This window comes from Pseudomonas sp. N-137 (assembly GCF_034555295.1).
In the GTDB taxonomy this organism is placed as follows: Bacteria; Pseudomonadota; Gammaproteobacteria; order Pseudomonadales; family Pseudomonadaceae; genus Aquipseudomonas; species Aquipseudomonas rhizophila.
The window spans coordinates 194,438-212,721 of the sequence record NZ_JAXUDQ010000030.1 but is presented as its reverse complement, the minus strand read 5'-3'; the positions used below and the strand labels follow the sequence as shown (position 1 = coordinate 212,721).

At 60.3% G+C, this 18,284-nt stretch carries 23 protein-coding genes; 1 reads left to right on the top strand and 22 read right to left on the bottom strand.

What is annotated here, in order from left to right; all coding sequences use genetic code 11:
- Positions 1-120: 120 nt before the first annotated feature.
- The 22 genes from T3A99_RS22015 to T3A99_RS21910 all read right to left on the bottom strand — a co-directional run bounded on the left by T3A99_RS22015 (position 121) and on the right by T3A99_RS21910 (position 16,921).
- Entirely contained in the window at positions 121-417 is a 297-nt protein-coding gene (locus T3A99_RS22015; RefSeq protein WP_047230006.1) for a phage tail assembly protein, read from the bottom strand.
- A complete protein-coding gene (locus tag T3A99_RS22010) occupies positions 414-761 on the bottom strand; it encodes a phage tail tube protein (protein ID WP_003198314.1) in 348 nt (115 codons plus the stop codon). Before T3A99_RS22010 ends, T3A99_RS22015 begins: the two co-directional genes overlap by 4 nt.
- Before the next feature lie 67 nt (positions 762-828).
- A complete protein-coding gene (locus T3A99_RS22005; RefSeq protein WP_047230005.1) occupies positions 829-2,325 on the bottom strand; it encodes a phage tail sheath subtilisin-like domain-containing protein in 1,497 nt (498 codons plus the stop codon).
- Positions 2,325-2,507 carry a DUF2635 domain-containing protein gene (locus T3A99_RS22000; protein ID WP_047230004.1) on the bottom strand — a complete coding sequence of 61 codons (183 nt, stop codon included), beginning with the start codon at positions 2,505-2,507 and terminating at the stop codon, positions 2,325-2,327. The genes T3A99_RS22005 and T3A99_RS22000 overlap by 1 nt, the downstream gene beginning before the upstream one ends.
- A complete protein-coding gene (locus T3A99_RS21995; RefSeq protein WP_322834799.1) occupies positions 2,504-3,088 on the bottom strand; it encodes a hypothetical protein in 585 nt (194 codons plus the stop codon). Before T3A99_RS21995 ends, T3A99_RS22000 begins: the two co-directional genes overlap by 4 nt.
- 139 nt (positions 3,089-3,227) lie before the next feature.
- Positions 3,228-4,244, bottom strand: coding sequence for a contractile injection system protein, VgrG/Pvc8 family (locus T3A99_RS21990; protein WP_160891676.1), 1,017 nt, complete (start codon positions 4,242-4,244; stop codon positions 3,228-3,230).
- 9 nt (positions 4,245-4,253) lie between these two features.
- Complete coding sequence (locus T3A99_RS21985; protein WP_047230001.1) at positions 4,254-4,466, bottom strand: tail protein X; 213 nt, start codon at positions 4,464-4,466, stop codon at positions 4,254-4,256.
- Complete coding sequence (locus tag T3A99_RS21980) at positions 4,459-4,842, bottom strand: phage tail protein (RefSeq protein ID WP_047230000.1); 384 nt, start codon at positions 4,840-4,842, stop codon at positions 4,459-4,461. The genes T3A99_RS21985 and T3A99_RS21980 overlap by 8 nt, the downstream gene beginning before the upstream one ends.
- Entirely contained in the window at positions 4,842-7,001 is a 2,160-nt protein-coding gene (locus T3A99_RS21975) for a phage tail tape measure protein (protein WP_322834798.1), read from the bottom strand. Before T3A99_RS21975 ends, T3A99_RS21980 begins: the two co-directional genes overlap by 1 nt.
- 128 nt (positions 7,002-7,129) lie before the next feature.
- Positions 7,130-7,705, bottom strand: a complete 576-nt coding sequence (locus tag T3A99_RS21970; protein WP_160891672.1) for a phage tail assembly protein — start codon at positions 7,703-7,705, stop codon at positions 7,130-7,132.
- Positions 7,706-7,884: 179 nt separating this feature from the next.
- Entirely contained in the window at positions 7,885-8,391 is a 507-nt protein-coding gene (locus T3A99_RS21965; RefSeq protein WP_047229996.1) for a phage major tail tube protein, read from the bottom strand.
- Complete coding sequence (locus tag T3A99_RS21960) at positions 8,391-9,557, bottom strand: phage tail protein (RefSeq protein ID WP_160891670.1); 1,167 nt, start codon at positions 9,555-9,557, stop codon at positions 8,391-8,393. Before T3A99_RS21960 ends, T3A99_RS21965 begins: the two co-directional genes overlap by 1 nt.
- 2 nt (positions 9,558-9,559) lie before the next feature.
- The gene (locus T3A99_RS21955) at positions 9,560-9,769 is read right to left on the bottom strand and encodes a hypothetical protein (protein WP_316912683.1); all 210 of its coding nucleotides are present in this window, start codon (positions 9,767-9,769) and stop codon (positions 9,560-9,562) included.
- A gap of 92 nt (positions 9,770-9,861) precedes the next feature.
- Positions 9,862-10,278: a phage tail protein gene (locus T3A99_RS21950; protein ID WP_305467560.1), complete on the bottom strand. Its 417-nt coding sequence runs from the start codon at positions 10,276-10,278 to the stop codon at positions 9,862-9,864.
- Positions 10,279-10,287: 9 nt separating this feature from the next.
- Positions 10,288-12,177 carry a phage tail protein gene (locus tag T3A99_RS21945; protein ID WP_322834797.1) on the bottom strand — a complete coding sequence of 630 codons (1,890 nt, stop codon included), beginning with the start codon at positions 12,175-12,177 and terminating at the stop codon, positions 10,288-10,290.
- A complete protein-coding gene (locus tag T3A99_RS21940) occupies positions 12,178-12,813 on the bottom strand; it encodes a phage tail protein I (protein ID WP_322834796.1) in 636 nt (211 codons plus the stop codon).
- On the bottom strand, positions 12,810-13,805 hold the full coding sequence (locus tag T3A99_RS21935; RefSeq protein WP_076386159.1) for a baseplate J/gp47 family protein: 996 nt from the start codon (positions 13,803-13,805) through the stop codon (positions 12,810-12,812). The genes T3A99_RS21940 and T3A99_RS21935 overlap by 4 nt, the downstream gene beginning before the upstream one ends.
- A complete protein-coding gene (locus T3A99_RS21930; RefSeq protein ID WP_076386161.1) occupies positions 13,802-14,134 on the bottom strand; it encodes a phage baseplate protein in 333 nt (110 codons plus the stop codon). Before T3A99_RS21930 ends, T3A99_RS21935 begins: the two co-directional genes overlap by 4 nt.
- A gap of 11 nt (positions 14,135-14,145) precedes the next feature.
- Entirely contained in the window at positions 14,146-14,757 is a 612-nt protein-coding gene (locus T3A99_RS21925; protein WP_107321581.1) for a phage baseplate assembly protein V, read from the bottom strand.
- A gap of 3 nt (positions 14,758-14,760) precedes the next feature.
- Entirely contained in the window at positions 14,761-15,273 is a 513-nt protein-coding gene (locus T3A99_RS21920) for a hypothetical protein (protein WP_047229988.1), read from the bottom strand.
- A gap of 47 nt (positions 15,274-15,320) precedes the next feature.
- The gene (locus T3A99_RS21915; protein ID WP_047229987.1) at positions 15,321-15,671 is read right to left on the bottom strand and encodes a phage holin family protein; all 351 of its coding nucleotides are present in this window, start codon (positions 15,669-15,671) and stop codon (positions 15,321-15,323) included.
- A gap of 515 nt (positions 15,672-16,186) precedes the next feature.
- Positions 16,187-16,921: a LexA family transcriptional regulator gene (locus T3A99_RS21910; RefSeq protein WP_047230040.1), complete on the bottom strand. Its 735-nt coding sequence runs from the start codon at positions 16,919-16,921 to the stop codon at positions 16,187-16,189.
- A gap of 609 nt (positions 16,922-17,530) precedes the next feature.
- Here T3A99_RS21910 and T3A99_RS21905 point away from each other — a divergent pair.
- Positions 17,531-17,887 (top strand): DUF6124 family protein, encoded by a 357-nt coding sequence (locus tag T3A99_RS21905; protein ID WP_322834795.1) that lies wholly within the window; start codon positions 17,531-17,533, stop codon positions 17,885-17,887.
- Positions 17,888-18,284: the final 397 nt, after the last annotated feature.

Here is an 18,284-nt window from a genome sequence, read left to right as displayed (position 1 = left end):
GCTGCATCGCATTGATCCGTTGCGCGTGCTCCAGGGACTCGCGGAGCACATCCAGTGGCCTGGCCATCATCTGTTCGGGGTCAACCTTCCAGAACCAGGCCAGGTCATAGGCGGCTGCGATCAGGTCGCCGATGGCTGCGACGCCGCACTCATGAAAAAACTCGCGACGGCCCAGCTCAGTGCGTTGAGGTCAGCCAAGTCCAACTGGTTGACCGACGACGGCGGGATGCCGGCGCAGACCGCGATGTATTTGGCCGCGACGTCCATGTCCAGGCTCACCTCCTCGCTCTTGTCGATCTTGTACGGCAGCGCCTTGATCGCCCGGACCTCCTGCACCGTCGGACGGCGCAGGGTCAGTTCGCTCAGCGGCTCGCCGTGGGCCTCAATGGCCACGCGCAGCGTCACGACATCGCTCATTGCCAGGTCCCCTTGATGCCTTCGAATTTCAGTTCGATGGTGGCGTCGTCGCCCTTGGACACCGGCTCTTCCACCAGATAGGCGCCGGCCAGTACGTAAACCTTGCCGTTGTTGAATTCGCAGGTGACGGTCATGTCGGTGCCAGCGACCAGTTGCTTGAGCGGGAAGTCCGCGGTGTGCAGCGCCGTCACCTTGAAGGACGGGGCAATGTCGGTTTCCTTGTAGAAACCCGGTACGACGGTTTCGCGTTTTGTAAACATCAGCGGTGCTTCGCAGCCGCCGTTGATGGTCAGTTGAGCGCCGTCCACTTTGACGTAGCAGGTGCCCGCAATCAGTTGACCCATGGTGTTTCTCCCTTCAAATAAAAAGCCCACACGAGGTGGGCGCAGTTCATACGTTCAAACGCGACTTTCAGGCGGCGTCGTCGTATTGCAGACGGAACTGGTTGAGCAGTGCGAACACCCGCAAACCATTGATGTAGTCCGGCGGGAACAGCACATTGACCCGGCTCGGGTCCTGACTGTCACGCTCGACAACCAGGTGCTCGGCGAACAGCTCGGCGTTTTCCACGTGGCCTTCCAGCTCCAGCTTGGCGTACTGGGCGATCAACTCGCCGCGAATGGTGCTCGGCGTCACGATGGGCTGGCCGGCGCCAAAACGAGTGCCGTCGGCAGCCAGTTTGTGGCGCCCATATTTGCTGGTGATCACACTTTGCAGGCGACGCACGATGAACGCCGACTGGTGCATGGTTTCGCTGTCCAGGTAGGAATTGTCAGCCTGGCCAAAGGCGTTCTTCTGATAGGTGGTGATCGAACGCTGGATGCGCACGTAGCCACCTTCGTAGTACGCCGTGGCGATACCGTAGTTGAGCAGCGACTGACGCTCGGTCAGGGTGAAACGTTCGCTGGCCGGCGCCGGATCCAGGCCTGGCAGACTGCCGCTCTGGGTCGGACGGCTGGCGTCGGCGGAAATGAACACCGCAGTACGGGCGGCCAATGCAGCGGCCTGGACCCAGAACGGTTGCGGCACACCCAATTCCAGGGCCTGGATAGTCATGTGCTGGTCGTTGCGCGCCTGACCGGCCGCCACCAGGGTGCCGATGGTGCCGCGCTTGGCGCTGTAGACATGGCCGAACAACTGCTTGGCCCAGGACCAGCGACCAGTGCTGTCGTCCATGACCGCTTGCCAGGTGTTGAGACTTGCCACATCGGACCACGGCATCGCGATGAATTCGAACGGCTCGTCACCCAGCGCCGCGACGGCGGCGGTCTGGTCCGGTACACCGGCCCCACCGGTCATTGCCGTGATGGCGGTGGTCAGGCCGGCCGGGGTGTCTTCGCCATTACTCTTGCCCAGGCGATTGAATTGCAGGCTGATGTCGTTACCGCTGTCGCCGGTCCATTTGGCGCTCAGGGTCACAACACCCTCGGCAGCCGCAGCAATCACCGGCAGATCGGCCGCCGCGTTGATCTTCAAGGCCAGCGCAGTGGCGGCTTGAGCGGCCGTCGCTCCATTGACGATAGCCGCTTGAACACGCACGCCACCCACATACAGATTGAGCATGCCGCTTTGAGTGGCGGCGCCGGTCAGGGTCAGCACGCCCTGGGCAATGGCACCTTCGACGTTGTGCAGCGGCAGGCACCAGATCTCGCCCAACGGGTCGGTCTTGCGCCAGGTTTCGTACATCGAGGCGAGCATCGAACCTTGACCGCCGATGTTTTTGGCCAGCGCAACGCTGGACACCAGCACCAGTTTACCGACCTCGGCCGGGGCCACGTTGTCGTTGACCTGGGCCACGATCAAACGGCGCATGGCCGACGACGCGCTATTGGCCGCCGAGTTGTCCATTTCGGCGTAGAACAGCGGAACACGAATGTCCGCGGGAATGTTGCTGAATCCGATCGCCATTATTTGGCTCCCTGTGGTTTTGCCGCTTTCACGGTTTTGGTAGTGATATCGCCATCGGCCAGACGTCGACGCCACCAGGCGCTGTCCGGTACTTCACGGCCCTCGAGGGGCAACAGATCGCCCGCTTCCGGGTCCGGTACGGCACGGCCCGGGGCCGGCAGCACGGTGATGCGTTTGCTCATGGGGTTACGTCTCCAGAGAAGGTCAGTTCCACGCGCCCATCGGGCCCGGGACGTTTCAGGTTGGGGTCCGCCGGGTCGATGGCATCGACCCGCACGGTGGCCCCGGTAAAGGACGACAAGCCGTCCAGTTCACGCTCGTGCCAGCTTTCGGCAGGCTGGCTCGCCAGATTGCGGCCCAGCTGGAACTCGGCGAAAAAGTGCAGCCGGTACAACACACGGCTGCTGTTGATGGAAACCAGTTCGCTGCCGTCGTACTCGATGCCGGTGTAGTCACCACCGGGCTTGAACCCCACCAGCGCCCGCCACAGTTCGGCGCGCAGGTCGTGCAACAGATCCAGCGCTTTTGTCGCATCGGTGGCGTCGAGCACCAGTACGGTGTCGAAACGGTCACGCACCGCTTGCAGCGTGGCGTTCTGGGCGGCGTTCTTGCTGGCAATGTCGGCGCTTGGCAGGACATAGGCGCAGGGGGTTTGCAGCGGCGTGTCGGCTTGCAACGTGGCGAGGTCAAACCCTGCTGCCACGCGATTGCCGAGCGCAGGACATTGCCCACGCAGTTGCGTGAGGATCGGAGTGATCTTCATGGAGGTGCTCCAGTTGTAGGGAAGGCGCAGTCAGAACTGTGGGAGCGAGCCTGCTCGCGATGGCGGTGTGTCAGGCAACATCAATGCTGGCTATGACGGCCTCATCGCGAGCAGGCTCGCTCCCACAGGGGAGTGGTGTTTAGGCCCTGGCATCCAGGCAGGTTGCATCAATCCTGCTGCGATAGCTTTTTTCCCGATCGCCGCTGGCGGTGACTTTGTCGATCGACCAGCGCCCGCGCATGAAGTCCGGCCAGGAGGCGTCCAGCAGCACGATGCCTTCGGCGCACAAGCCTGGATTGCCGGGGCATTCGATCGCCACCTTGAGTGCTTCGCGCATCATCCGGCGTACCTCACCTTCACCGGCGGCGCGAGCATCGTTGGCGCTTTGAAAGCGCTGGCGAAGGGTCTTGAACGGCGCGATGCCGCTCTCCTCGACGCGCATTTTCCCTGCCGCCGCATCCCACCAACTGGCCTTGCAGCCCTGGTATTTCGCCCGGGCGGTGTCATCCAGGACGGCGGAGATAAAGGCGTTGTCGCCCGGGCGGTTATTCGTCGTCACCGACAGTTTTGTCTCGGGCAGGACTTTGCCCGACAAAGACTTCGCCTGCCCCCGGCGCGCCAGCACATACAGCTCGTTGACCGGCTTGGCGACGGCGTCATAACGGTGAGCCAGTCGCGTCAGAAAACCCATGTCGGTTTCGTTGGACTGATCGATGTGCTCGATTTTTATCAGCGCCAGGTCCGGCGCCACACGCGGGGAAAACCCGTGTCTGGAGGTCAACTGACGAAACAGCACGCCCAGGGTCGTCGGACCATGACTGACGGATCGCCGTTGCTTGAAACCGGTCTGATCGGCCGCACTGAACGGCGCCGCCGTCGCGACAAGCGTCAGGCGCAGGGGAAACAGCGTCGGCGTGCGCCGGGTCACGACGAACTCACCTTTATCCACCAGCCCCGACTCCAGATAACCGACCCGCAGGCCGATTTTCCCGCCCAGGCTGGGCAATCCTTCAAGCCCTTCCAGGCTGATGGTGAGCGTCAGTTGATCGGACTCAATCCCCGCCGCGTCGATGTGCGTCCAACTGAGCAAGCGTTCGTTGAGCAGCGCCGCGTTCGCACCGTAGATTTCCACCGCTGGCGTGAAACCCAGTGACATATTGCCTCCTTAATCCCAGGCCGAAACCGGTGTGGGTGCGACGGGCTGTAGATCCACTTCCGGCAGGACAATCCATACACCCGCCGGCAATACCGGCCCCCACTCGGCCAGCTTCGGATTGAGTCGCCAGAGCGCCTCTTCGGCGGCATCGTCACAACGCTCAAGCTCGCGGTACAGCAACAGATTCACCGAATCACCGGCGATACTTCGAACCCTACGCATTGGCGAACTCCGTCAATTCAATCACCCAGCCGACCACCATCGCGGTGCCGTCATCAATGATCTCGGTCTGGGTTTCCGACACCTTGTTGATCTGCCATAGGCCCCAGTTGCGGCCGATGCCGTCAACCAACGGCACCGGAGCGCGTCGGGCCTGTAATGCACGCAGCTCATCGAGTCGGTCCATGGCAGTGGCGTACATCGACTTGCCGGTGATCGTCAGCGCTTGCAGCCCTTGACCGACCTGACTGGATTTGGGTTTGCTGGTGAGGATGTCGATGCTTTTCCAACCGCCATCCGAGGTGCGGACCAAGGAGTGGTAGGCGAAGTTTCTGGACAGACCGAAAATGAAACTGCCCAGTGCCATTTGCTGACGCATCACGTACCTCCGTCAGTCAGCGCCGCATCACTGCGCATGGCGAGTGAGTTGGGCATGGTTGTCAGGCCGAACTGGCCCGAGAGCTGTTGCACAACCAGGTTGGCCAACTGACTGGCACTGGCCTGGTCCTGGCCGTTGATGTAGATGTTTGCGGTCATGGTGTTCTGATGAGTGCTTGTCGGGGTGCTGGTCAGGTCTTTGCTGACCTGCTCTGGAGCGGCGAGTCTGTCGGTGGGTGCGACGAGTTTTTCGCCCAGAGACGCCCCGGCATCGCTCCCCAACCAACCGCCCAGCAGTCCGCCGATCAGCCCACCAATGGCAGTGCCGATCACCGGAACGACGCTGCCCAAAGCGGCACCGGCCGCGGAACCTGCGGCAGCGCCTGCCCAGCCGCCACCTGCGGCTCCCAGGCCTGCGCCCATCATCCGTTTGTCGCCGGTGAGCACTCCCTCGGCTACATCAGCGACGGCGCCGACGACTTTCAACGGGCCGGGCGCCTTGCGAGTCATCGAGCGCAATGAGGCCGTTGGCGCGAGTGAAAAACGCCCTGCGCCTCCCTGTGAGCCTCGTGGCCTTCTCGTGGATTCGGGACGCTGGTTGGCATTGCTTGTATCCAGCTTGCCCACACGAGGATTTCTGAGATCTTCGGAGATCACCTCACCCAATCGGCCGGGAAGGTGCGGGGCGGCCCTACCCAGCACTCGCTTGGCCACCTGACTGGACATTTCATCCACTACGGCCTTGAGCAGCACACCCACCAGCGGTTTGATCGCTGCGGCAACAAGCACAATTGCAGCGGTGGCTTTAGGTGAGGATTCAGCCAATTCACTCATGCCATCGGCCAGCGAACCCAGCCACTGGGACGAGGTATCCGCCGAAGGCATCAGGGCATTTCCCGTAGCCACCGACAAACGCTCGCTACGGGCGTTGAGGATGTTCAGCTGGCCTTGTTGGGTTTTCGACAGCGCCAACGCGTCCTGCCGCACCGAGCCGTCGTTGCCCAATTGCGACGTGGCATATTGGCCTGGGTCTTTCACCTGCAAGAAGGCTGCGTTCACATCAGGCAGTTTCTGCGCCATGCGCAGCACCGCCTCATCGCCATTGCCGAAGAGCGTGCCGGCAAGGGCCGAGCGCTTGTCGGCCGGTTGCGCGTTCAAGGCCGCCAGCACCGTCATCACCGTGCCAGACGCCGTGTCCTTGTCACGCAAGCCGCTCGCCACCGCCGTGGGCGCCAGACCCAGCTGTTTCCAGGCCGTTTGCTCGGTGGCGGAGGCCTGGTCACCCTTGCCCAGGGCCGTCGTGAAACTATCCAGCGCCACCCCGGCTTCAGCTTGTTGGGTACCGGTATTGAGCAATGCCGCCGTCAACGCGGCGGCTTGTGCAGGGGCCAGGCCCGCCGTCGTCGCAGCGGCACCTTCACGCTGCAAGACCGCACCGATCTCAGCCGCTTTCGCACCGTTGGGTAATTTGCCCAATTGGTTAGCGGCATCCGCCAGGTCAAAGGCTTGCGCGCCGCTGAGCTTCATGGAGATGCGCCAGTCGGCCAGCATTTCGGCGGCCTTCATGGCCGGCATCTCGAACGCCGCCGCGGTGACGCCAGCATCCGAGGCGAAGTTCGACAGGACCAACTGTCGCTCCGAGGCATCGTGCACGTCGCTACCGATGCCTTTCCTGGCCGCCAGGCTTTGCATCCTCACCACTTCAACCGCCGTGGTGCCCCCGGCCGCCACCAGCGGTGCGGTGGCGATCTGCTGGGTTGACTCAGCCACCTGCTGAATCTGGCGCGGCCCGAATTGGCTGGCCTTTTTCAGATCGGCCATGGCCGAATCCATCGCTATCGCAGGTTTGAGCAGCGCCGGTGGTTCGATACCGCCACCCGACTTACCCTTAGGCTCACTGGCTGACTCACCCTTGGCGCCGGCGCCCATCGTTTGGGAGAACAATCGTTGCGCCGACAGTTTCACGGTCAGCGACTCGATCGCCGTGGTCAGCAACCCGAGTTTGAGCCCGAGTTTGTCCAGCACCCGATCGAGGCTCAGCAGCTGATCCCCGGCGAACGCACCTTGCGCTGCCACACCACTCGTGAGGCTGGTATTACCGAACGCCAGCCCGCTCTCATTGAAGGCTGCGTATTTGAGCGAATATTTATCGTCCGCCATCCGGCCCTACTCCTTTTTCACGCCAAGGCGAGTCATCGCGATGTCGTAACGACGTAATGCCTTGCCGACGTCCCACTCCAGAATTTCCGCTTCACTTATCGGGTAAATGAGCGGCACCACATCGAGGATCACTTCGATGTCGCGCTCCGAAAGAAGTCCGCCGGTTTGTTTAAAAAATCGTCGATGCGTACCTGAAGCTGTGTCCAGTCGGGCACGGTCAGCAGGTCCAGATCGGGAATCATCAGGCCGGTGCAATGGGCGGTGATGAACTCGGCGCGTTCCTTGGCCGTCTTCAGTTTTTTCATCGCCTTGGTCGCTCGCAGTACGGGCATTTCCAGGGTCAGCGAGGTCAGGCTGCGGCCAGCGACGTTGAGCGTTTGGAGCAGTTGTACCTGGTCGGGGTCGACTGCCGCGCCATCCGTTGATTCCAGGAAGTGGGACGTCGGGTGAGTGGACATTTCGTGCACGTATTGCGCGATGCTCACGTAGTCCGGGCGCTTGAGTTGATCCAGCTCCTTGACCGACAGGCCGGTGGCCAATTTGGCCAGCTCGAAAAACTGGTCGTCCTCATCGTCGCCGGCACGGGCCAGGGCGTCTTTCTGTGCGGCGTAGTGCAGCGGCTTGAGCTGAAGCTGCTCGATTTGCGCCCCGTCATCACCGGTGATCGGCGACAGCAAGACGTGAACAGGAGGTGTCCAGGACATGAAGTGAATTCCTTGGTCAATCATGGGAAGTTGCGCGGTGCCGGTCAGTGGAGGACGCAACCTGTGGGAGCGAGCCTGCTCGCGATGACGGCGGTACACCCAGCATCAAGGTGTCTGACACACCGCTATCGCGAGCAGGCTCGCTCCCACCGGATTGCGTTCAGTTGCCAGGCATTTGCTTAGGGCAACAACACCGCACGACGGGCATCGCCGAGGATGTCGACGCCGTTGAGCACGAACTTCTGGGTGCGCACGTCGATGTCGATCACCGGGACACCATTTTCGAGACGGTTGTAGGTACGGCAGGCCAGCTCAAGTGTCGTGGTGGGTTTGTCGCCCATCTTCAGCTTGGCCTCTTCCAGGGATTTGAGCTTGCCGCCGACGGTGTGGTAGGTGAACCAGGTGTTGCCATCCTGATCCTGACCGGCTTCACGCACGTTCAGCAGAATGTCATCGCCCAGTTGCACACCCAGGGCGAGCATGATTTCCGGACCGGCCCCTTGCAGTACGAGGGTAGCGTTCAGCACCTTGCCGCTCTTGGCCATTTCTTCGGCAATGAAGCGTCCACCGACCATCGCCTCCATGTCGAATTCGATCTTCGGCGGGCTGAACTCTTCCACCGTCGCCGACAACGGCAGGCCTTGCAGGGTGGCCGCGATGGCCTGTCTTACGCGGTTGGTAAACATTAGAGAACGTCCTCCAGGAACTGCTCGATGATTTCATCGCGGGCATTGAGTTGATAAATCATGTGTTCGTTCGGCGCGTAACGGCCGTAGTCGATGACCACGTACCAGGTGCCGTTCTTGTACTTCTCGACGCTGTTCAATTCCGGGTGCAGGTACACGCTGCCGCCGGGGATGGTTTCGTCGGCGACCAGGGTTTGCAGCCAGTCGTTGATGCGCTTGACCTCCTGGTCCATGAAAGATTTGGTCAGGTTCTTGGCCATGGCCTTTTGGCCGGCTTTCACCAGCTTGCGGCTGATGGCATCTTCAAGGCCGACGTAGCTGATGAACTTGCCAGTGACGGAGCGGTTACCCAGCAGCGAGAAGCCGCCGAGAATGGTCCGGGCGTAGTAGCAAACGCCGTAGCGGTTGAGCAGATCACCTTCGGTGGAGGTGTCGAGGATGTTGTATTCCACGGTACGCGAGACGTCTTCGGCATAGGTCACCTGGTTGCCCGGACTTTCCCATTGCTTGACCTTGGCCAGCGCGGCGATGGCCAGGCTCGACGGGGCCAGGAAGACGTTTTTCTTCGCCGCTTTCGAGTACACCGCTGGCATGTTGTGCACCACCAGGCAACGATCGAAACCGAGGTCCGCGCCGCCCAGTTCCTGGCTGTAGGTCACTTGATCAGCAACCGCCGCGTCCTTGCCGTCGAGCACCACGCGCGCCTTGATACGCTTGCCGAACGAGGCGAACTCGCTCGCCACCGCCTTGGTGCCGGTGAAGCCTGGCGCGCCGATGATGGTCAGGTCTTCAGCGACCCCACTGAGCGCCGCCAGACCGAGTTTGCGCCCGGTCTCGGCCTCGATGCCGCCAATCACGTTGTTCTGCGTATCGGCCGGTGTGGCGCCCTCTTCGACGATGACCACGTAGACCGGCACCTTGACCACTTTGAGGATCTGGTAAACCGCCTGAAACAGCGTCCCCGCCTCAGCACCGGTCGGGTCCAACTGGGCCTGAGTGGTGAAGCTGTTGATGCGAAATGGGGTGTTTTTCGGAATCAACAGGTTGGCATTCGGCGCGGTGCCGACCAGCCCGATGACGTTATCACCCAGGCCACCCATGGCCTCGGGAGATTCAGTGGCATTGACGGTGATGCCGTTGTGCTCGAAGTTCAAAACCTCAGCCATGGTTATTCAGCCTTTTTGGTGGTGGCCTTTTTGGCCGGGGTGGATGTGGAAGCCGACTCGACGGCTCCGGTTTTTTTCAGTTGCAGACGACCGGCGCTGTGCCAGGCATTGGCCTCAACGTCGAGCAGGTCGAGTTCCTGGCCAACGCTCGACCAGTGGCCACCGCCGGTGGGGAATGGGAGGAGCACGGTGTAGGTTTGGCGTAGTGCCATTTCTGTTTCTCCAGATATGAGAAAGCCCCTTGAGGAAGGGGCTGTTGGGTATTTGACAGGTAAGAAAACGCCCCATCGGTGCGGGGCGTTTATTAGGGTTGCATCGCCAGCCAATCGGGCGCTGGCGGCCGATGGTCGATCAGCGGAAACTCGCCAGTCTCCGGCCAATTGCGCAAGGCGCGTCGGTAGGTCTGCAAGGCTCCGTATTGATCGGAGGTCAGTGTAGTTACGATACCGTCCTCTATTTCGTCGCGATGGCGTGTAACAGCGCCGTCAGTCACTGCGAGCTGCTTGTCTCTCCACGTACGCTCAACAAGCGCAAGCTCATCCAATGAGGGCAACGGCGGATCCTGCAAGGCCGGACGACCATCAGGCCCAAGCACGATGACTTTAGATCCCCTGTCCGACTTAAAAAGCGCCGCGTGTTCATCATCTGTAATCTCAATACCTCCGTTATCAACGCGCTCGAAGGCAAAACGACCATCCTCTTCAATCCATTTAGCGTACATATTTTCCCCCTAGTACCCGATCGCCACCCAATTAAAACCACCCGCTGTCACCGAACCGGCATTGCTGACCACACTCGTGAGATATCCCGTAAAACCCGTACGGGTAGGGTTTCCGACCTGACAAAGTGAAGGGTTTTGTGCTGAAGAGGCACCGCCATAATTGGCTATCACAGCCATGCACGCAGTAGGAAATGCGACGGGAAACGTGACCGACGCTACTCCAGCAGTGCCATTGGTTGAGCCGTGCCCGGTTTTACATAGCCACCCGCTGGGTAAAGCCTGGCTGGAGTCATATCCAAGCGTTGCTGTAAACATCTTGGAATATTTAGTCAATACGGTCCCCGAAACCACCCTCCATCCACCAACATGGGAAACCAATATGATGCTTTCGAAAACATCAATAGGGACTACGGAGAGAACAGATAATCCGATAGATATCAGGTCGTCCGCAAAGGCTCGTAAATTGAAACTTCCTGCACCTGCGGAAATAATGATTGACTGGCCTGATGTTGTCGTTGACAACTTTGGCAACGTGACATCTAAACCAGCTAACCCAGCTGATCCGATAAATAGACATCCTGTATCGTTTACCGTCAGCGCTGTCGATGATGTAATGATCTTGACGCCCGAATAGTTTCCAATTAGGGAGTTAATGGCTGTCGAATCTGCAATCTGGGCGGAACCTGATGCCCACCATCCACTGGTGCCGTCAGTAGTAAGATCCAGCGTGGAACCCGCGGGCATAACCATCGTAGTTTTAATAAGACTGCCCGACTTAATATTGTCTGACCCTGGGCAAAGAATGGTTACTACACCCGTCCCCCGGTTTCGAAGGCTTACTGTTCCGCCTGCACCGCCGCTGTTGGCAGCAGGTAGAGTGATGTTAAACGTCCCAAGGCAGGACACCATAGAACCGAACGCCGTAGAAGCTACCAGCGTCATATTGGATGTTGCGTTAAGGAATCCTCGATAGTTCCCTTTTGCGCGCTCTACAAATTCGGTAGTGGCCAGCAACTTGCTGCTATCGAAAATCGATGGTGTGTTTGCCGTAGGGTCTACCAGAGCTGGAGAGTTAATCGGCGCAAACCCTTGAGTGATGTTCTGAAACGCCAACGCCGTAGTACCCAGAACAATCCCGCCATCCGTTATCAACTGCCAGATCGTATTGGCAAGCGTCGTGCCCTCCTCCACCGAGACAATCAATCCCGAAGTAACCTCGGCGTTCGCATCGGCATCCCTTGCCCGAACCCAAGCGCTGTTCGCGGCAACGTAGATGCCGTTGTCTTTCGCCAAGGTCTGGGATTTAACAAGCACCCGATTCCCGGCAACCACGGCAACACCGTCAATCGCCTGGGCACCACTCAAAACAATGTTAGCCGTCGTCGCCACCCGTACAGACTGCTTCCTGTCGAGCTTGGCCAGCTCATCAGCGACGTAGCTGGCAACCCAGGCCCGCGTTGCTTTGACGACCGTGTCATCAATCAGCAACGTCACCAACTCAGCATTACTGGTCTCGAAAATCGACCGGATATAAAACTCTTTCCCTGAGCCTGACGTCGCCAACACCGGCTTGAACGACTCCGGATATTTGACGATGGCATACAGAATTCCGGTATCGGTCCAGATCCCGGCCTCACGTACATACCAGCCGCCCACGTCGGGCGGGATGGTGACTTCAGCGAGCAACCAGCTCGGGTTTTTCTCATCCTGGAACAGCGCATTGAGTGGCCCGCGCCACACTTCGCGTTTGAGCGCCGTGGCAGTTGCGGCCGGGTTGTAAACTTCGCCGCCGCCGTCACCGACAGAAATCTGCGACAGCTTGATCGGTGTGCCCGCCGCCTTGCAGGCGGTTTCGTAGGCGATCCCCGCATCGGTGAGCAGGGTGTAATAGTCGGCCATTTAGGACCCCTGTGGATAAATAGTGGAGGTTTCGACGGTGTAGAGCGCGGCGGCCATGAAGGCCCGGCCCGAGGCTTCTAGCCCTTCGATGACAATCGGATAAACCGTGGTGAGTTCGCCGCACACCGTGGCGGCGCCGATGACGTGACGGCCGAACGCACTCAAGCCGACAGAGACCGTCAAGGTGTCGCGCTCGCTTTTGGCGTCGGCCAGACGGCGGTCGAGACGGGCGTCGATAGCTTCGCTGTAGGGCTGTTCGGTAAACGCCCTGACGGAAAAGCTGTAGGGCGGGCCGGGGGGCGTTTGCTCATGCCAAGCGCGCACCTCAGGCCTCAGTTGCAAACCCTTGGCGGCGTTTTCCAGCGCCCTTCGCGTCCCGGCTTGCCGTGCGGTGGGCCAGGCCAGTTCAACCGTCAGGCGCTTTTCAGCTTCGGGCGCCGCAGAGCTCCACTCACTGACCCCGCGATCCGCCGCGAGGTACGGTAGAAACGCCAAGGGCGTTGCCACCGGGTTCATCAGTTCGGGAAACGGCGGATCGATACGCTCCAGCAGCCGGGCGAAACCCAGATCGAGCGCCTTTTCCAGCGGCGAACTGTTGGCCGGCAGCAGGCTGGGGCGAGGTGTGTCGTCACTCATAACGTATCCACCTCGACCTCGACACCCGTGCAGTACGGGGCTTGAAAAGCCGTTGTCACAATCGGCTCGAGCGGTTCGAGAATCTGCAACTGAACCGCCCCCGCGCTGTGCAGCGTGTAGTCGATCCAGCTCGGGTCCACCCGGCCCTCCAGGTGATGACAGGCCTCGGCGTACGCCTGCAGCTGCTGTTGTGCCGCAACCTGGGTCAAACCCGAATCCGGGCCGGCATTGATCTTCGCCACGACGCGGATTTTGTAGGGTTTGATTTGCGCAGCCTGAACGATGATGTGATCCGTCTCCGGTCGTACATCAGGACGAGCGAAGTGCTGACGAACACCCTCAAGGAGTGTCTCGGACGGTGTGCCATCGCCTTCCCGGGACAGCACCGTGACCGTGACTTCGCCCGGCGCGGTGCGGCGTCCGTTGCCGTCCTTGACCTGCGCCGCATAGCCATCCGGGTTGAAGGTGTAGGTAACCGTCACGACACCGGCCGAGGCGTTTTCCACCTTCACGACGGGCCGTTCACCCAAGGTAAAAATCTCTCGCCGATACTGCATGCGCGAGCCGGCCGCCGGGGCATGGGGCGCAAGGTAATAGCGCAAGCGGGCGTCATCATCGCTCTCGTAAACCGGAGGGATGGGCGGGAATGCTGCCGGGTCGCCAGGATCGAGCAACTGGCGTTCGAGGCCCATGTCCGCGAGGCGCGCATCGAGGTTGGTCCCCGTGGCCCACCACGCCAGCATCTGCTTGATGCGGGCGTTGTATTTGCGTTCGTGGGTTTGCAGGCGGACGCAGAACGCCTCCAGGGCCAGGGTCAGCAATTCGCTTTCGTTTTCGAGGCTGTCCACCAGCTTCGCCGCGCTGGCGGGAGAGCGTGCGGCGACGTACTCGACCACGAAGGTCTTGAACTCTGCGAGCAAGTCTTCGAACGCTTCGACAGTGACGATTGCCGGTTCGGCCAATTGGTTCTGGCCGGGTATCAACATGCTCATGTCACCACCTCGAAAGTCTGTTTGCGGTTTTTCCAGGTGCCGGCGAAGCGCAACAACAAACCGGCACCCTGTCGGCTGGCGACAATGACCTGCGGCTCGAAGTCTCCAATGCCGTTGTCCGGGTTGTAGAACGCTTGGGCCGCGTGGCTCTGGGCAAGGATCAGCAGGTCATCGCCGAGGTTCTGCCCGAGCAATTGCGTGAGGGCGCAGCCATACAGAGGGCGCTTCTGGCGAGTGCCCAACGGCGTGGTCAATGCACGAGTGGCGCGCTGCACGAACTGCAGCCAGTCGTCGACCGTGGCGCCGGTATTTCGATCGATTCCAATCATGAGGAAATCTCTTATGCGGTACTGATGACGCGCCCCTGGTGATCCACCACCGGGCCGCTCAGGTGCACACCGGACGCGTCGAGCCGTATGCCGACGGCGCCCAGTTGCAATTCGATGGCCTGCGGCGTCATCGCCAGCCTCGCCGGGCCAATGCTTAAGTCGATGGACTCACGGGAACCGGTGAATGCCGTCGGGCCGTTTTGCCAGTGCAGGACATGGCTGGCGTGGTCGTAGCCGTTTTCCGTGCCGTCCTGATAGCGGCGGCGCGTCAGTGATGCCTGTGTGGAGACGGGCGGGAATTGACCGCCGTTGAGGCCGAACAGCGCCACCGACTGCCCACCGCTCTCACCGCCGCCATGGTTCAGCAGCAGGCACTGCTCGCCCACGGAGGGAATCCGCGACTCGCTCTGTTCGCCAGCACTGGGATTGAAAAAACGGATCGCCGGGGTCAGCAATTCGCCATGGCTGACCTTGCAGGTGTTGCTGGTCGCATCGACTTCCTGACAAACACCGATGCGACAGAAACTGTCGGCGCGCCGATGCAGGTCTTCCAGTTCGGTTTCCATCTCGGCCAGACGCTCGATGAGCGGCCCCAGATGCATCCGTAATAGCGCATCAAACATGGGTCAGCCCTCAAGTGCGGTGTATTGAGCCGGGTCATCGATGTTCGAGACTTCCCAGGTCCGGGCAAATTTCGGGATGCCCAACGGGTCCTCCAGCAGCGTCGGGCCGAGGTACAGGGTTTGAGTGAAGGAAAGGGTCCAGGCGGTGTATGCCCGGGCTTCGTGGGTGAACGTGGATGCAAGGCCATCGATCTCCGTGGGCAGATCACATTGATCGCCCGACAGCCCCCAGCGGTTATCCACCACCAGATGTTTCAGCTCACCGGCCAGATCGCACGCCTCCCATCCCGCAACGGCCATGACCACTTGCAGGGAAACCGTCAGGACATGGGCGATACGTCCGTCGTTGGCGCGGTTGCCTGACGCATCACGCTCGAGGGCAATCAGCACCCAGGGTTGGTCGTCGGTGCCATCGAACTCCTGGGGGCTGCCGATTTTCAAAGTGGGATAAGTGGCGCGTAGCGTCTGGGCAATGGCGAAGAACAGCTGCGACGGTTTTTCGAGGGCGGCAGGCATCAAGGTCTCCTGTTTTTTATGGCGGCACGAAGATCAGCAGCGAGGGATCAATGTTGGTCGGAACGGGAATCACGCGGCGGCAGCTCACTGACGCCCATCCGCTTGGCGGCCCAGCGTTCGTAAAGCCCGATGGCCACGTCCGCCCCGGCCATCGCCGTCAGGCAACCGAAGGCTCCTGCGGCCCAGATCGACAGGCCCATGGCGTACAACAGCATGATCGCCGAGACGCCGCAGACCATGCAGGCGCCGGAACGCAGGGCCAGGCGACGCAGTAGCGACCAGCCGCGGGCGCCCTCTTTGTCGGCACGCCACATCTCGCCGGTCACGCCGCCCACCAGGGCGAGCACGATGACCAGCCAGATCGGCATGTCCAGCAACGCTTGTTGCTCGTTTGTCATGTCACGCCTCCTGGGGTGATGGATGAGAAATGTGTGTTGGGTTCAAACGATGTCTCTTGAGGTAGGCATTCCAAAAAGCCCGGGGTGAACCGGGCTTTTCAGTAATGCGGTCCTTCGCCTTCCCTGGCCGATGGCCAGAAGGAAGTTGATCTTTCGGCGCGACTGGCGCGGTACGGATCCATTCAAATTGTTTTTCCGACCGCGGTCCCTGCCCGCCGGATAACTGCTTCTGGTGCTTTACGCTGCACACCCGGGTCAGTTGCCAACCCTCTGAACCGTTAAGGCCGGTTCATCGCTGCCTGTTGGTGGAACTAAAGAGCTTCGTTGCCAGCCGCTTTGTCGAGCGGCTTGGACACAGAATATGCATGGATGCATATACAGTCAATGCGTAAATGCATTTATTTATGCGCATCGAATGCATAGGCGCATAAAGCCCAGCAAACACAGGGGTCAGGGGATTTTCACAGGCGTAAAAAAACCCGCACGATGGCGGGTTTTATCTGACAGCGGAGGGGTTAACGGGCGTACATGCCCCACCAGAAGACGTGGCCGAGGATGACGATTTGCTCATCCTGCATGTCCTGGAAGGTGTAGTCCTCATCCGGATGCTCGTCGCGGTTGAAGCTGCGCAGACGGATGCCGGTGGGCAAACGATAAAGCTGCTTTACCCGCAGTTGACCGTTGTGGTTGATGGCATAGAGATCGCCGTCGACGATGTCGCCGATCCCGCACTTGCCTGCGTTCACCCCGACCGTGGCGCCATCGCGCAGCACTGGCAACATGCTGTTGCCGCGTACCGTCACGCATTTGGCCTGGTCGAACTGCACGCCGTTATGACGCAGGCTGCGCTTGCCAAAGCGCAGGCTTGAGCGCTCGCTTTCCTCGATGACGAATCTTCCTGATCCAGCAGCCAATTCAACCTCACGCAGAAAAGGGACCGACACCTCGTCTTCTTCGACGGGGGTGTCGTCATCCCACAGGCTTATGTCCTTGAGTTCGGAATGCGGCTCGTCGCGGCGCGGATGGCCGGCAGACGCAATGTCCGCGCGCCCGCGCAACTGATCGGTACTCACGGCAAAGTATTCGGCGATCTTCGAGATGTGTTTATCCGAAGGGTCGACAATCTTGCCGCTGAGAATCCGCGACAGGGTTGACTGAGGCACGCCGGTACGACGGTGAAGCTCCGTGGGGGAGATCCCGTGCTGATCGAGCAGTGCCCTTAATACGGTAGAAACGTTGCGTTTTTGCATAACGCGCATGATGCGGGTTCTTTTTGCAGAAGACAAATGCTGTTTTGCATAAATAGGCAATGCGCCTCTCTCAAGCCTCATTTGACTCACTGTGGCGAGGGGATTTATCCCCGCTGGGGCGCGAAGCGGCCCTACAGGTGCACCAGCCACTTAGGGGGCTGCTACGCAGCCCAACGGGGATAAATCCCCTCGCCACAGGAACTTGGCTCCATATCTAATGCCCCTGCTGATCACATAGGGAATTCGCCCTACACGTCCCTAGGAAAAGGCTCCAAACCCGTCCTTCAAAATGTGTGACGCAAGGCTACGTTGCCTTGCGTCTCTGCCTACACCTACGCCAGAATCCGCCGGCTTGTGCGCCTTGGGGCCCATCGGTACTTTTGATCCTGTCACTGCCCATCAGTGATCGGGTTTAGTAGCCCGGCATTCCAAGACGAACATTGCTCTATTCAGCCAGGTATTTCTTACCTACGCTCAATGGTAGCTGTGCGTAGGGCGCCCTCGGGCGCGCCGGTTTCTTGGATCCCCGGTCTACTAACCTGCGTACAGCTGCCGCCTATCTCGTTTAGTAGCGGATTGGTAGTGGCTCCAACTTAAGGATCCAAGACTATGACCAAACCAACTCCGAATCCCCCTGAAAAAGACCATACATCCCGCAGCCAATCGGCCAACGCCAAGAAACTCGACGAAGCCGCCACCCGCGCTCTGGACTACTACCTCAAGCCGCCAGCCGACAAAGAAACATCCGACACACTCGATACCCTTTACGTCATCGCTCCGAACATCGACGCCGAGTGCCTGCTCGCCAACCTCAGCGAAACCCTGGCCTCGGCCAACGCCATGGTCAGTGATCTGGCATTCGACCTGGAGGGCTCGCGACGGCATATCGCGCTGGGGGTCCAGCAGATGATCGAACTGGGGCAATTGCTGGCGAATCGGACGCTGGATGTGGTTGAGCCGAGGTAGGCATTCATGATGCAAGCCGAGACCTAAGAGAAGCCCGAGTAATCACTGTGGGAGCGAGCTTGCTCGCGATAGCGGTAGTCCAGTTACAACTAAGTTGTATTGGCAGCCGTCATCGCGAGCAGGCTCGCTCCCACAATTGGATCGGAGTACGACCGGGAGAACCATGCCGGCTGTCAGGCCGCCTCGCGAGCAAGCTTTGCTCCCACAGATATGATGGGTGTACGACCGGAAGAACCAGGCCGGCTGTCAGGCCGCCTCGCGGAGGACGTTGATCTCGGGCGCCCCGTTAACCACGCTGGCTGAACGAAGGTATTGCGCAGTGGGCAACCCGGCATGGATGCCGGGTTAGCCGCGCTGGGCCATGGATGGCCCTTCGCGGCGGGCCCACGGAGTAATG

Coding starts and splice junctions, on each gene's coding strand:
- T3A99_RS22015 (WP_047230006.1), bottom strand. CDS start 417: ATGAGCGATGTCGTGACGCTGCGCGTGGCCATTGAGGCCCACGGCGAG.
- T3A99_RS22010 (WP_003198314.1), bottom strand. CDS start 761: ATGGGTCAACTGATTGCGGGCACCTGCTACGTCAAAGTGGACGGCGCT.
- T3A99_RS22005 (WP_047230005.1), bottom strand. CDS start 2,325: ATGGCGATCGGATTCAGCAACATTCCCGCGGACATTCGTGTTCCGCTG.
- T3A99_RS22000 (WP_047230004.1), bottom strand. CDS start 2,507: ATGAGCAAACGCATCACCGTGCTGCCGGCCCCGGGCCGTGCCGTACCG.
- T3A99_RS21995 (WP_322834799.1), bottom strand. CDS start 3,088: ATGAAGATCACTCCGATCCTCACGCAACTGCGTGGGCAATGTCCTGCG.
- T3A99_RS21990 (WP_160891676.1), bottom strand. CDS start 4,244: ATGTCACTGGGTTTCACGCCAGCGGTGGAAATCTACGGTGCGAACGCG.
- T3A99_RS21985 (WP_047230001.1), bottom strand. CDS start 4,466: ATGCGTAGGGTTCGAAGTATCGCCGGTGATTCGGTGAATCTGTTGCTG.
- T3A99_RS21980 (WP_047230000.1), bottom strand. CDS start 4,842: ATGCGTCAGCAAATGGCACTGGGCAGTTTCATTTTCGGTCTGTCCAGA.
- T3A99_RS21975 (WP_322834798.1), bottom strand. CDS start 7,001: ATGGCGGACGATAAATATTCGCTCAAATACGCAGCCTTCAATGAGAGC.
- T3A99_RS21970 (WP_160891672.1), bottom strand. CDS start 7,705: ATGTCCTGGACACCTCCTGTTCACGTCTTGCTGTCGCCGATCACCGGT.
- T3A99_RS21965 (WP_047229996.1), bottom strand. CDS start 8,391: ATGTTTACCAACCGCGTAAGACAGGCCATCGCGGCCACCCTGCAAGGC.
- T3A99_RS21960 (WP_160891670.1), bottom strand. CDS start 9,557: ATGGCTGAGGTTTTGAACTTCGAGCACAACGGCATCACCGTCAATGCC.
- T3A99_RS21955 (WP_316912683.1), bottom strand. CDS start 9,769: ATGGCACTACGCCAAACCTACACCGTGCTCCTCCCATTCCCCACCGGC.
- T3A99_RS21950 (WP_305467560.1), bottom strand. CDS start 10,278: ATGTACGCTAAATGGATTGAAGAGGATGGTCGTTTTGCCTTCGAGCGC.
- T3A99_RS21945 (WP_322834797.1), bottom strand. CDS start 12,177: ATGGCCGACTATTACACCCTGCTCACCGATGCGGGGATCGCCTACGAA.
- T3A99_RS21940 (WP_322834796.1), bottom strand. CDS start 12,813: ATGAGTGACGACACACCTCGCCCCAGCCTGCTGCCGGCCAACAGTTCG.
- T3A99_RS21935 (WP_076386159.1), bottom strand. CDS start 13,805: ATGAGCATGTTGATACCCGGCCAGAACCAATTGGCCGAACCGGCAATC.
- T3A99_RS21930 (WP_076386161.1), bottom strand. CDS start 14,134: ATGATTGGAATCGATCGAAATACCGGCGCCACGGTCGACGACTGGCTG.
- T3A99_RS21925 (WP_107321581.1), bottom strand. CDS start 14,757: ATGTTTGATGCGCTATTACGGATGCATCTGGGGCCGCTCATCGAGCGT.
- T3A99_RS21920 (WP_047229988.1), bottom strand. CDS start 15,273: ATGCCTGCCGCCCTCGAAAAACCGTCGCAGCTGTTCTTCGCCATTGCC.
- T3A99_RS21915 (WP_047229987.1), bottom strand. CDS start 15,671: ATGACAAACGAGCAACAAGCGTTGCTGGACATGCCGATCTGGCTGGTC.
- T3A99_RS21910 (WP_047230040.1), bottom strand. CDS start 16,921: ATGCAAAAACGCAACGTTTCTACCGTATTAAGGGCACTGCTCGATCAG.
- T3A99_RS21905 (WP_322834795.1), top strand. CDS start 17,531: ATGACCAAACCAACTCCGAATCCCCCTGAAAAAGACCATACATCCCGC.